Genomic DNA, 12,359 nt, shown 5'->3' on the forward strand with positions numbered 1-12,359 from the left:
GTTACCCCTGCGCAGCCTCTAGAAGCGACTTGGTATACGGGTGCTGTGGGGCGGACCATACTCCGCGTTCGACCAGCTCACCATTGTGGATGACAGTCAGGCTGGAACACACTTGCTTGACCACACCCAGATCGTGCGAGATGAACACCAGCGTCAGGCCGTAGCTTTCAACGAGCTTTTCAAGCAGCTCGAGGACCTGGGCGCGCACGGAGACGTCGAGGGCGGAGACCGCTTCGTCGGCGAGGAGGATGTCCGGGTTGCCGATGACCGCGCGGGCAATCGAGATGCGCTGGCGCTGGCCGCCGGAGAACTCGTGGGGGAAGCGGTCCAAGGCATCCTCGTCGATGCCGACCTCCGCCAAGATTTTCGCAATCTCGGCACGCGTGACCTGTGTGGGCGAGCCCTCAGCCACGATCTTCCAGATCGGCATGCGCGGATTGAGGGAACCTTGCGGGTCCTGGAATACCATCTGCACGCGGCCTTCCACCTTCACGGACCCGGAGGTTGGCTGCTCAAGGCCGGTGATGAGCTTGAGCAACGTCGTCTTACCGGAGCCGGAACTGCCGACGACGCCGATGCGCTCGCCCTTGCGTACTTCGAGGGAGACGTCGGAAAGCGCAGTAGTGGAGCCGTAAGCCTTGGTGATGTGGTCGAGGGAAATGACAACCTCGCCAAGCTTCGGCTCAGCGGCAGCCGGCTTGGACTGGGAGGCCGCGATGAGGTGCTTGGTGTACGGGTGCTGGGGGGTGTCCAGCGCCGCGCCGGATTCCACGATCTGGCCGTCCTGCATGACCAACGTCTCAGGGCACATGCGGCGGATGACGCGTAGGTCATGGCTGATGAACAGCAGCGCGGTGTTGTGGCGCTGGGTCAGTTCCATGATGAGGTCCAGGATGCCGTCTTGCGTGGTGGCATCGAGGGCCGTGGTGGGCTCGTCGCAGATGAGCAGCTTGGGGTTGCGGGCCATGGCCATGGCAATCATTACGCGCTGGCGCTGGCCGCCAGACAGCTCGTGTGGGAAGCGCGAGGCAAGGGCCGGATCGAGGCCCACCTCGTTGAGCGCCTCAGCAGACGCGCCGGCGTAGCGCAGCTGCTTGCCCACGCTCATCAGCGGATCAAGCGCGCTCATCGGCTCCTGGAAGACCATCGCCATGTCGGCGCCGCGCAGCTTGCGCACCTGGCGGTCGCGCAGGCCCACGAGCTCGCGTCCGCCAAGCTCGATGGAACCCTCAGCGTGGAGGTTCTTTGGCAGTAAGCCCATGATGGACAGCGCGGTCAGGGACTTGCCGGAGCCGGACTCACCGATGATGCCCAGGCGTTGGCCGGGCTCAATGCTAAAGCTGAGCGGGCCAACGATGGTCTCCTTGCCGGTGCGGATACGCAGGTCTTGTACGGAAAGCATGGGGCGGTTCATCGCTGGCCTCCTTTCAGGCGGGGATCGAGGATGTCGCGCAGGGCGTCGCCAAGCAGGTTAAAGCCCAGCACCGTGGCGGCGATGGCAAGGCCCGGCCAGAAGGCCTGCATGGGATGGCTGGCCAGCAGGGACTGGGAATCTTGCAGCATGCGGCCCCAAGACGCGGTGGGTGGGGTGGTGCCGAGGCCCAGGTAGGAAAGGCCGGCCTCGGCGAGGATCGCGAGTGCGAAGTAGACGGAGGACTGCACGATGATAAGCGGGGCGATGTTAGGCAGGATATGGCGCACCGCGATAGTGGGCGCTGGAACCTTGGACACGCGCGCCGAGGCGATGAAGTCCTGCGTGACCACCTGCAGGGTGCCAGAGCGCGCCACGCGGGCGAAGGAAGGGATTCCCGCGATGCCGATGGCGATCATGGCCGAAATCGTCGACGGACCCCATACCGCGCCGGCGATGATGGCCAGTAGCAAGGCAGGGAAAGCCAGCAGCAGATCGGAGCCGCGCATGATGAGGGAGTCGAGGATGCTATTGCGGCGCATGCCCGCCACCACACCGAGCGGAACGCCGATGAGCGCGGCAATGCCGACGGCGATGACGCCCACGAAGAGCGTGATGCGTGCGCCGACCATCAGGCGTGAGGCGATGTCGCGACCAAAGCGATCAGTGCCGAGGAGATGCTCAGCGGAGCTGCCCGCCAGCAAATCGGGCGAGGCGATGTTCGGCGCATAAGGCGTCCAGAAAAGGGAGACCGCCGCGAGGAGGGCGGTGATACCGACGAGAACGAAACCCAATTTCTTCATCGCTTCTCCTTCAATCGCGGATCGATTACGCGGTAGGCCAAGTCGGTGGCCAAGTTGATTGCCAACGTGAAAAAGACCAACAGCATAACCAGGGTCTGCACGGTGGTGAGATCGCGGTTGGACACGGCGTCGAGAAGCATGCTGCCCAGGCCAGGAATGACGAAGACGGACTCGATGACCACCGCGCCCACAATCAGCGTGGTCAGCTGCAGGCCCGTGACCGTGAGCACCGGCAGGGCCGCATTGCGCAGGCCGTGGCGGCGCAGCGCCTCCGCGTGGGATAGACCCAGCGCGCGGGCGGTGCGGATGTAATCCTGGTCCATCACATCCACGATGGAGGAGCGCACGTAGCGGGTGAGCATCGCACCCTGCACCAAGGCCAGGGAGATCACTGGCATGATGAGGCGGGCGATAAAGCCACCGAAGTCCTGGTCCGGCGGAATCCAGCCATTGGCCGGCAGCCAACCCAGCCGCACCGCGAAGAAGGCCACCATGATGAAGCCCACGAGGAAGCTTGGGATCGCGATGCCAATCTGGGTCAGTGCCGAGACGAACGTGTTGCCCGTGCGCGCCAGCCACATGCCAATCGGCACGGCGCCGGCGAGGGCCAAGAGGATCGCCAGCCCCACCAAGATCAGCGAGACCTGCGCGCGGTCAACCACCAGCGGAGTGATGTCCTGTTGGGAGGCCAGGGAGGTGCCGAAGTTGCCGCTGAGCAGGCCGCCGACCCAATCGAAGTACTGCGTCAAAAGCGGGCGGTCGAGGCCCAAGGCGGTGGTCAGCTCGGCGACGGCGTCGTCAGTGGCGTTAACGCCCAGTGCCACGCGCGCCGGGTTGCCCGGGACTGCGCGCATGAGCAGGAAGATGGCGATGGAGGCGGCGAACAAGGTCACCACGAACTTGGCGAGAGCCTTGAGATAGGTCACGGTGCCTCCTTGAGATCTGCCAGCTCGATGGCGTCGGTTACCTGGTTCGGGTTCAGGCCCTCGATGCCATCGCGGTAGAGGACGATGTTGGGCATGTTCATCAGCGTCAGCGCACCGGCATCGGCCATGATTTGGTCCACGGCCTTTTCCATGCCCGCGGCGTATTTGCTCTCCGGGGCGGAATCCGCAGCGGAAAGCAGGTCGCGGGTCTTCTGCGAGTCATAGCCCAGGTAATAGTCCGGGTTGCCGAAGAGCGTCGGAATATCGCGCGGCTCCACGTGGGAGACCAGGGACATTTGGTAATCCTTCGCGCCCATGACTTGGCCCAGCCAGACTGCGGGGAACTCGGCGGATTCGAGAGTGACGTCGAAGCCGACCTCAGTTAGCTGCGAGTATAAAAGCTCAGAGACGCGCTGGGCATAGGGCAGGGTCGGCGCGGTAATCGTGATGTGCGCGCCCTCGGCGCCGGCTTCTTGCAAAAGCTCCTTCGCGCGCTGCGGGGAGTAAGGGTAATAGTCCTTCTCGTTGAACCATGGGTCGGTAGGAGGTACGGGCGCGCCGCCGGTGTCCTTGGCCAGGCCGTCCCACAGAATCTGATTCGCGGCCTTGCGGTCGACGGCATAGGCCACTGCGCGGCGCACGCGTGGGTCGTCGAAAGGCGCGGCGTTGTTGTTCATGGAAAGCAGTACCTCGCCGTTGGTGGTGCCTACGGCGGTGCGGATTCCCTCGCCCAAGTTATCGAGCAGCTCTGGGTTCTGCATCGCCCAAACCACGTCGACGCCGCCGGACTTTAGGGAATTGACCGAAGAGATTGCATCGGGGAAATACTGGATGGTCACCTGCTCTTTTGGCACCTTGCCCCAGTAATTCTGGTGCGGGCGCAGGGAGATGTATTCACCGGGCGCAAATCCGGCAAGCTCAAAGGGGCCCGTACCCACGGGCTGGGTGGCCAAATCCATGGCGTTTGGCGTCATCATCGCACCGATTGCCGTGCCCATGGACCACAGCCAGCTATTCGAGTGCTTCTTCAGCTTTACCTGCAGCGTGTATTTGTCCAGCGCCTTGGCGCTTTCTACTACCTCCATCTGCTTGGAGATGCCGTTGGTCCACTTTTCCTTCACGTTGTTGATGGAATAAGCAGCGGTCTCGGCTGTGAATTCGTCGCCGTTGCTAAATTGCACACCACGGCGCAGGTGGAAGGTATAGGTGGTGTCTTTTGCATCCCAGCTTTCGGCGAGGCCTGGCACAATCTCGTCGCCCTCGATGCGTACGAGGGTTTCGTAGACGTTGCTCATGAGTGCGGCGGGGATGGCAGCTCCACCGACGTTGGTGAAATCGAGAGAGGTAGCAGCGCCGGTTGCGGCAATGGTCAGCGAATCACTGGTGGTGGGTTTGACCACCGTGTGTCCGGCTGAGCACGCGCTTAGCGACGCCCCGAGAACCAGCGCGCTCGCTGCACGCGCTAGGTGTACTTTCTTCATGTAAGCAGGTTAAGCGTTTCGGCTCGGTTAAGCGAATGTCCCTCGGGGGGAGGGTTAGTCAGTAAGGATGACCTCAAGTGGGGAAGTAGTGCCGCGGACGTTGGTAATGCCGACCTTCATGCGATCCGCGCGCAGGAGATTGGTGGTGTACTCCACGGGGCGGCCAGCGTGATCGGAAAGCTCAATGTGGATGCGCCACAGCGGAGTGCCAGGCTCGCAGCTAAGGGCTGCTGCGTCCTCTTCGGAGGCGCAGGTAAGAGTCAGCTCGCGGTGCGCGTTATCGAATTTGACGCCTTGGGCCATCAGATGATTGTGGATGGAGCCGGAATCGGCATCGAAGTCCAAAATGTGCTTGCCCACGTGCAGCGGGAAATACATACGCTCGATGGCAACCGGCTCGCCGTCGATGCTGCGGATGCGGTGTACAAACACCACCTGTTCGTCCTCGCTGATGCGCAGGTAACTTGCCGCCTCCTTGGGCGCAGGGCGGCGGGCAGTCCACAGGGTCTTTTGCCCAACGTTGTATCCGCGGCCGCTCAGCCAGTTGGTGATGGAGCAGATGGCGTCGAAGTTCTCCCTGGTGAAGCTGCCTAACACCACGGAGCGACGTCCGCGGCCAGAGCTTACTAAGCCTTCGGCGCGCAGGCTCGCAATGGCCTGGCGCACTGGGCCGCGGGAGGAGTTGAACTTCTCGCACAGTTCCGCCTCGCTGGGAAGAAAGTCACCCGCCTTGATGCTCTCGTCCTTAATGAGGCCGCGTAGATAGTCCGCGATCTTCTTGTGCTGCTGCACCCCGCGTGCTGGCATGCCTCCTCCTTATGTAGCGAAAATAGTGGAAGCCAAATAGTGGAAATACTAATCAAGTTCAATCGAGCGTCTTAATCGCTCGAGCCTAGAATATGCACAAGTTTTTGGGGGGTGTTTGGCGGGGGTATTTCTAGCCGAGTTCCCATGCATCCGCGAGCAGGTTCATGTTCTGCAGGAGGTTGTCATGACCGGTGGATTGAAGCGAGATCATCAGCTCGTCAGCTTGGGCTAGCTCCTGGAAGTCTGTGAGGTAGTCGCGTACGTGGTCGGTGGTGCCCACGGCGCTGTATTTCATCATGCCGAGAATCTGGGCTCCCTGGTGGGAGTTCTTGATCTGCTCGACTTGCTGATCCGTTAGATACTTGCCGCGGCCAGCGAAGGCCTTGACGCGGTTGAAGCACACCTTTTCATACTCGGCGTCGGCATCCTCTTTGGTATCGGCGGCGGTGACATTGACGCCTGCGATGACATAGGGCTCGCTGAGCGCCTCGGAGGGCTGGAAGTTATTGCGGTAATAGGCCGTGGCCTGGCGCAGGTGCGTGGGCGCGAAGTGGGAGGCGAAGGCATAGGGCAGGCCGTGCTTGGCGGCCAGCGACGCGCCGAACATGGAAGAGCCCAAGATGTACAGCGGCACGTGGGTGTTTACGCCGGGGATGGCCTGCACGCCGGGGACCAAGGACTTGCCGGAGAAGTAGCCCTGCAGCTCCTTAACGTCCTCGGGGAAGCGCTCTGCTGCGTGGGCGTCGCGGCGCAGTGCGCGGCCCAGGGTGTGCATGTCTGTGCCGGGCGCGCGGCCCAGGCCGAGATCGATGCGGTTGGGGTAGAGCTCGGCCAAGGTGCCGAATTGCTCGGCCACTACGTAGGGGGCGTGGTTGGGCAGCATCACGCCGCCAGCGCCAAGACGGATGGTGTTGGTCTTGGCGCCGATGTGGGAGATGAGCACTGCGGGCGACGAGGAAGTGATCGTCGGCATGTTGTGGTGCTCGGTGTACCAGATGCGGGAGTAGCCGGCCTTCTCTGCAACTTGTGCAAGCTCGACGGAGCGGGCCATCGATTCTGCGGCGGTCTCGCCTTCGTAGATGGTGCAGAAGTCAAGAAGGGAAAGCTTTGCGCGGTTGGTCACTAATATTCCTTAAGTCGCAGGTTGGAAAGTGCTCTTATTTCCAACGCTACGCCCGGACTATTTATTTCGCTGTGCGAAGTCGATGCCCATGCCGATGAGGGCTGCAATCGCGGTCGGCGCGAACCAGCCCAGGCCCACGGCCTGGCCCGGTGAGATGTCCAGCAGCGGCTGGATGCCTGCGAGCCAGCCCTGGCCCGCCAGGACGGACAGTGCAGACCAGATGACCGAGGTCCACAGCGCGAGCAGGAAGGCCCAGCGGAAGCGCACGGCATTCTTGACCACTGGCTGCAGCAGCGTCAGTGCAATCAGGGTGATGGCTGGCGGGTACAGGAAGGTGATGAATGGAACTGCGATGGCCAGGACGGTCTCCAAGCCCTGGAAAGCAAAGGCGATGGACAGCAGGGTAAAGAGCACGGCCCAGAAATGGTAGGTGGTCTTTGGAACCAGCTGCACGAAGAACTCAGAGGTGGCGACGATAAGGCCGACCGCGGTGGTCATGCACGCCAGGATGACGATGGCGGAGAAGACTGCCTGGCCGACGCCGCCCATGGTGGAATTCGCGGCGTCGGCAAGCAGGGTGGCGCCGGATTCATAGCTCTGACCGTTCGGGATGGTCTGGCCGATCCAGCCCAGGCCGAGGTAGATGGCTGCCAGCAGACCGCCGGCGATAACGGCGGCGGTGATGGTGCCGGAAACCACCGGCTTGCCCTCCTTGAAGCCCTTGGACTTCAGGGAGGTGACGATGACGATGGAAAAGGCCAAGCCAGCGATGGCGTCCATGGTGTTATAGCCTTCGAAGAGGCCGGTGACCATGGCGGAAGAAGTGTAGTCCTCCGAAGGGGTGGCCGGGACGCGTTCGGCGCCGAAGGAGGCCAGGGTGATCAGGACGAAGAGCAAGATGACCAGCGCAGGGGTCAGGAACTTGCCCAGGGTGTCGATGATGCTATTCGGCTTCCACGACAAGACGAGCGCCACGAGGAAGAAGATGATGTTGTAGGTGACGTTGGCGCCGAAGCCTTCCCAGCCGAACAGCGGGGTGATGGCGGTTTCCATGGAAACTGCGCCGGTGCGTGGCAGGGCGTAGAAAGCGCCGATGGCCAGGTAGGCCATGGCGGAGAATACGATGCCGAAGAATTTGCCGCCGTGGTTTCCGATGTCGCGCACGGATTGGCCGGAGATGGACACAGCGACGACCGCCAGAACCGGCAGCAGCACGCCGGCTGCCAAAAAGCCCAGGATGGCCGGCCAGAAGTTGGTGCCGGAGGCTACGCCGACCATGGGTGGGAAGATAAGGTTGCCGGCGCCGAAGAACATCGAAAAGAGCATCAGCGAGGCCACCACGATGGTGGTGACGGAGCCGCCCTTTTTGCCGGTCGGAGTCGCAGGTGTTTGTGTTTGTGTTGTCATATCTTCCCTCTGGTTTCCCACTATTTGGGATAACTGTCTCATAACACGTTATACGGTGGAGGGAAGTCTGGCAAATTTCTAATTGCTATTAGAAAACCTTCTCCAAACGGTCGAGTGCTTCTTCCAAGATCTCGCGAGATGTCGCGAAATTCAAACGGGCATGGTGGCTGCCGCCGGTGCCAAAGGTCTCGCCCTCGTTGAGGGCCACCTTGGCGTTCTCGCGCAGCCACTTCGCGGGCTGGGGGTTATCACCAATCGCGGTGTCCCGGAAATCGAGCCACAGCAGGTAAGTTGCCTGCGGAACGGTGGTTTTCAGCCCCGGTATGCGCTTTGGCAGCTCCTCGACGAGCCAATCGCGGGTCTGCCGCAGATACTCAATCTCCTGGTCTAGGAACTCATAGTCGCGGTAGGCGGCCTCGGCGGCTAGCACGCCTAAAGTTCCGGTGCCGTCCTTGGCCACGCCGCTCAAGCTATTCCAGGTGGCAACGTCGCCGGCGTTAGAGAAAATGATCTGCGCGCACTTTAGCCCCGCAATATTCCACGCCTTGGACGTAGCGGTCACGGTGATGGTGCGCCTTGCGCCGGCCTCGCCCAAGGAAGCGACCGGAATGTGCTTGCCCTCGTAGACCAGAGGAGCGTGGATCTCGTCAGCGAGGATGCGCGCGTCATATTTCTCCGCCAGCGCCACCAACTTAGTGAGATAGTCTTCCTCAAAGACGGTGCCCAGTGGGTTGAAAGGATTGGCCAGCAAGATGGAGCCAGCACCCTGCTGGAAGGCGCGCTCGATGTCTGCAAGATCGAGGGTGGTCTCAATCTTTTCGCGGCCGGCGGCTTCTGGCAATTCCAAAAGCGGCGGGTAGGAAGGAACCGGAACCACCACTGGGGAATCGGGCCGCGTGAAGTAGTTCAGCGCCAAGAAAAGGCCCCGGACTACATCGCCGATCCAGAAAATCTGCCGCGGGTTGGGGCGCCAGCCGTAGCGCGTTTCATAAAAGTCAGCCACGGCGTCATTAAGCCCGGCCGACTTCGGCGAGGGGGTGTAGCCAAAGGCCTCGGCATCCACGGCGCGCTGGATTGCATCCTTGACCGCAGGAGAAGTTTCAAAATCGGACTCTGCAATCCACAGCGGCAGTACGTCATCGCCGTACACCGTCCACTTCCGGGTGCCGCGGGCTTGTAACTTTTCTAGTGATGGAAACTGCATAAGCCCCACACTAGCGCGGGCCAAAAGCAGGCAACAGGTTTATTATTCTTCCGTCTCAGCGGCGGTGTTTTCGACGAATCCGTAGCGCTTCAAACGCTCACGGTCTGCACGCGAGCTGGACTGGGTAAGGCGCAGCAGCTCGGCATAGATGCCGCCGGACTGGGACAACTGCGCCGGCGAACCAATCTCATCAATGCGGCCTTTATCCAGGGTGATGATGGTATCCACGTCGGCGATGGTGGACAGGCGGTGGGCGATGATCAGCGTGGTGCGATTCTTCATCAGCTCATCCAGGCCTGCTTGCACGGCGCGCTCGGCCTTGGTATCCAGCGCGGAGGTGGCCTCGTCCAGGACCAAGATCGGCGCGTCCTTGAGCATCGCCCGCGCCACGGCAACGCGCTGTTTCTGTCCGCCTGAAAGCTTTAGGCCGCGCTCGCCAATGACGGTGTCATAGCCCTGCGGGAAAGCCTCGATGAAGTCGTGAGCATTGGCGCGCTTGGCGACGTCGATTATCTCCTGCTCGCTCGCACCGGGCTTGCCGTAGGCGATGTTTTCGCGGATGGTACCCGAGAACAGATAGGACTCCTGGAAGACCACGCCGACAGAGGCGCGCAGGCGCGCGGCCTTGAGCTCATCGACGTCGTGGCCCAGCACGCTAAGGCGGCCCGCGGTGGGGTGGTAGAGGCCGAGCAGCAGATTGACCAGCGTGGACTTGCCGCCGCCAGATTCGCCGACCAAAGCCACCTTGTGGCCTTCCTCGGCAGCAAAGGTGATGTTTTCGACCACGGGCTTGTCTTCTTCATAGGAAAAGGACACGTCCTGGAAAGCAAAGACCGGCTTGCCCGGCGTCGGCTCCAAAGGCTGAACCGGATTGAGGTCAAGCACCGGGGCGTCGGAAGCCGTGGTGGCCTCGATGAGGCCCTTGTTCGCCGTCGGCTCGAAGTTTTCCTCCATGACCTTGAAATAGTCCTTGGAACCGGCGATGGCGCGCTGGGCCGTGTCCACAATCCAGCTCATCATGAACACCGGCTGCTTGGCCAGGTTGACCAGCTGCAAGATCATGACCATATCGCCGATGCTGAAATGGCCATGGAGGGTGCGCCAGAACACGATGGCGTAGATGCCCAAGAAGATGAGGGACATGGCCACGCCGCGCAGGGTATCCATGGAGTGCCACCAGCGCGACTGCGGCTTGGTGGTATCGACGATGCGGCGGTAGAGCTTGCCGAAGCTATCGAGCTCGCGCACCTCCGCCACGAAGGACTTGGTCACTTTAACCTGGCCGATGACCTCAGCAAAGCGGCCATTGGCCTGGTCCACATCGGCATTCTTTTTCCCCTCGTATTTTTGCCAGCGCGTCGAGGTCATGGCGGTAAGCCACATGTACAGCGGAAACAGCAGCGCGAGCAGGATGGCCAGCGGCCAGTAGTAAATGCCCATGATGACCAACACCGCGATGGCCTGAATCAGCATGGTGAAGAAGTTGTTGGAGAAGGACTGCACAAACTGCGTGATATTGGAGATTGAGCGATCCAGCCGGGCGATGATGGTGCCGGTGACCTGATTGTCGTAGTAGGCCTGCGGCACGGAAAGCAGCTTGGCAAAGTAGCGAGTGGACAGGATCTGACGCAGGCGCGCCACCATGACGTCGCCGATATAGCCGCCGACGTTTTTGATTAGGTTGCCCAGGGCGTCGGCAGCAAACAATGCGATGACCAGCCACATGACGGTGCGCAGGGCGCTTTCGGCCGGGGTGTTGCCCTGCAAGGACTCAACGATGGCGTCGGTTGCCTCGCGGACCAAGAAGGGCGAGATGAGCGAGAGCACCGCGGTCACCGTGGCGGTGGCAAGCACTCCCAAATAAAAAGGCCACAGCGCAGAAGCACTGCGAGTAATGCGCAAGATGGAGTTCATAAAGCTAGCTAGCGCCTCTCAATTCTGAGGTAGGGGTGAGAAAGATTCGAGAAGGAACAGTATGCCACCTGTACGGCAATAAACACTGACTAGGTTAAGGTATTAAAGAAAAGTTTTGATCCGTCCCAAAAGCAAAAAGGAATTCGCGGTGAATAGGTCTCTGAAGTTGATTGCTGCTGTGGCAGCAATCGGTACCCTTGCCTCCGGTTGTGCCATCCTGCAGCCAGAGGAAACCGGATTGGGCGAAGACATCGTGGTTTCTAGCTCGGAAGAGCCGCCTTATGAGCCCAAAGATGTAGACAACAAGGAGATCTCCTCCGACTTGGGCGCCAAGGTCAAAGACGATGGCTTGAACGTCGAGTGGGATCTGCAGGGCGTATACAGCGACTCCGTGCAGGGATCCGTGGTGACCGTCCGCGTGCACAACCTGAATGACACCGCATTGCCGCCTGATGCCATCGAAGAGCCCGTCCTAGAGCGCGCTGACGGCAATGGCGGTTGGTCCAAGATTGAGCTTTTGCCTTATGACCCAGAGGCCAACGCCGACGTAGCCGCGCCGGGCCTGGACCTGCCTCTGGGCGCGGGTGCTTCGACGAACCTGCAGTACCGCTTCAACGTCACCCCGGGCAACCTCTGGAATGCCCGCTTTAGCATCGGCAATGTCACCTACGTGGGAGACCTCAACCTATGACAGAACTCGTAGTCCTCGCCGGCCCCGACGGACTACCTGCCGGAACAGCTGATAAAGCGGCCGTTCACACCACGGATACCCCGCTGCACTTCGCGTTTTCTGCGTGGGTTATAGCAGGCGGCAAGGTGCTTGTGACCCGCCGCGCACTGGCAAAGCAGACCTGGCCTGGCGTATGGACCAATTCTTTTTGTGGCCATCCAGCGCCGGGGGAGGACAACGTCTCGGCGGTGTTGCGACGGGCGCACTTCGAGCTGGGCATCCACGCGGAGGCGGACCAGGTGCGCGAGGTTCTACCGGATTTTTCTTATCGGGCCGTTGATTCCTCCGGCATCGTCGAGCACGAGATCTGCCCGGTCTTCGTCTTGGAGCTCCCGGAGGATGTGCAGCTGCACCCGAATCCTGATGAGGTGGATTCCATCGCGTGGGCAGCACCCGCCGCGCTTATCGATGCCGCGGTTGCCACTCCGTTTGCTTTCAGCCCCTGGATGGTTGAGGAAATTACAGAGGCTCCGCTGCGCGAGGCCATTTCTGTGCTATAGCAGCCCGCCGGCGCGGGTGTCCTCGCTGAAAGCGGCGGCCACGTAGTCGAGGC

11 protein-coding genes are annotated in these 12,359 nt (G+C 61.4%); 2 read left to right on the forward strand and 9 right to left on the reverse strand.

Annotated elements, in window-relative coordinates; all coding sequences use genetic code 11:
* Position 1 precedes the first annotated feature (1 nt).
* The 9 genes from QKB66_RS11060 to QKB66_RS11100 all read right to left on the reverse strand — a co-directional run bounded on the left by QKB66_RS11060 (position 2) and on the right by QKB66_RS11100 (position 11,076).
* On the reverse strand, positions 2-1,414 hold the full coding sequence (locus QKB66_RS11060; protein WP_083286077.1) for an ATP-binding cassette domain-containing protein: 1,413 nt from the start codon (positions 1,412-1,414) through the stop codon (positions 2-4).
* A complete protein-coding gene (locus QKB66_RS11065; RefSeq protein WP_414253294.1) occupies positions 1,411-2,214 on the reverse strand; it encodes an ABC transporter permease in 804 nt (267 codons plus the stop codon). The genes QKB66_RS11060 and QKB66_RS11065 overlap by 4 nt, the downstream gene beginning before the upstream one ends.
* Positions 2,211-3,140 (reverse strand): ABC transporter permease, encoded by a 930-nt coding sequence (locus QKB66_RS11070; protein WP_414253295.1) that lies wholly within the window; start codon positions 3,138-3,140, stop codon positions 2,211-2,213. Before QKB66_RS11070 ends, QKB66_RS11065 begins: the two co-directional genes overlap by 4 nt.
* A complete protein-coding gene (locus QKB66_RS11075; RefSeq protein ID WP_414253296.1) occupies positions 3,137-4,621 on the reverse strand; it encodes an ABC transporter substrate-binding protein in 1,485 nt (494 codons plus the stop codon). Before QKB66_RS11075 ends, QKB66_RS11070 begins: the two co-directional genes overlap by 4 nt.
* A gap of 54 nt (positions 4,622-4,675) precedes the next feature.
* Positions 4,676-5,428 carry a GntR family transcriptional regulator gene (locus QKB66_RS11080; protein ID WP_414253297.1) on the reverse strand — a complete coding sequence of 251 codons (753 nt, stop codon included), beginning with the start codon at positions 5,426-5,428 and terminating at the stop codon, positions 4,676-4,678.
* A gap of 130 nt (positions 5,429-5,558) precedes the next feature.
* On the reverse strand, positions 5,559-6,551 hold the full coding sequence (locus tag QKB66_RS11085; RefSeq protein ID WP_414253298.1) for an LLM class flavin-dependent oxidoreductase: 993 nt from the start codon (positions 6,549-6,551) through the stop codon (positions 5,559-5,561).
* Positions 6,552-6,608: 57 nt separating this feature from the next.
* On the reverse strand, positions 6,609-7,958 hold the full coding sequence (gene brnQ / locus QKB66_RS11090) for a branched-chain amino acid transport system II carrier protein (protein ID WP_414253299.1): 1,350 nt from the start codon (positions 7,956-7,958) through the stop codon (positions 6,609-6,611).
* 88 nt (positions 7,959-8,046) lie between these two features.
* Positions 8,047-9,162 (reverse strand): MalY/PatB family protein, encoded by a 1,116-nt coding sequence (locus tag QKB66_RS11095; RefSeq protein WP_414253300.1) that lies wholly within the window; start codon positions 9,160-9,162, stop codon positions 8,047-8,049.
* 42 nt (positions 9,163-9,204) lie between these two features.
* Entirely contained in the window at positions 9,205-11,076 is a 1,872-nt protein-coding gene (locus QKB66_RS11100) for an ABC transporter ATP-binding protein (protein ID WP_414253301.1), read from the reverse strand.
* Between the two features lie 148 nt (positions 11,077-11,224).
* Here QKB66_RS11100 and QKB66_RS11105 point away from each other — a divergent pair, with 148 nt between their 5' ends.
* Complete coding sequence (locus tag QKB66_RS11105) at positions 11,225-11,767, forward strand: hypothetical protein (protein ID WP_070433031.1); 543 nt, start codon at positions 11,225-11,227, stop codon at positions 11,765-11,767.
* Positions 11,764-12,306 (forward strand): isopentenyl-diphosphate Delta-isomerase, encoded by a 543-nt coding sequence (idi, locus tag QKB66_RS11110; RefSeq protein WP_414253302.1) that lies wholly within the window; start codon positions 11,764-11,766, stop codon positions 12,304-12,306. Before QKB66_RS11105 ends, idi begins: the two co-directional genes overlap by 4 nt.
* The last annotated feature ends 53 nt before the right edge of the window (positions 12,307-12,359 follow it).

The organism is Corynebacterium sp. c25Ua_89, assembly GCF_047459735.1.
Taxonomy (GTDB): domain Bacteria; phylum Actinomycetota; class Actinomycetes; order Mycobacteriales; family Mycobacteriaceae; genus Corynebacterium; species Corynebacterium simulans.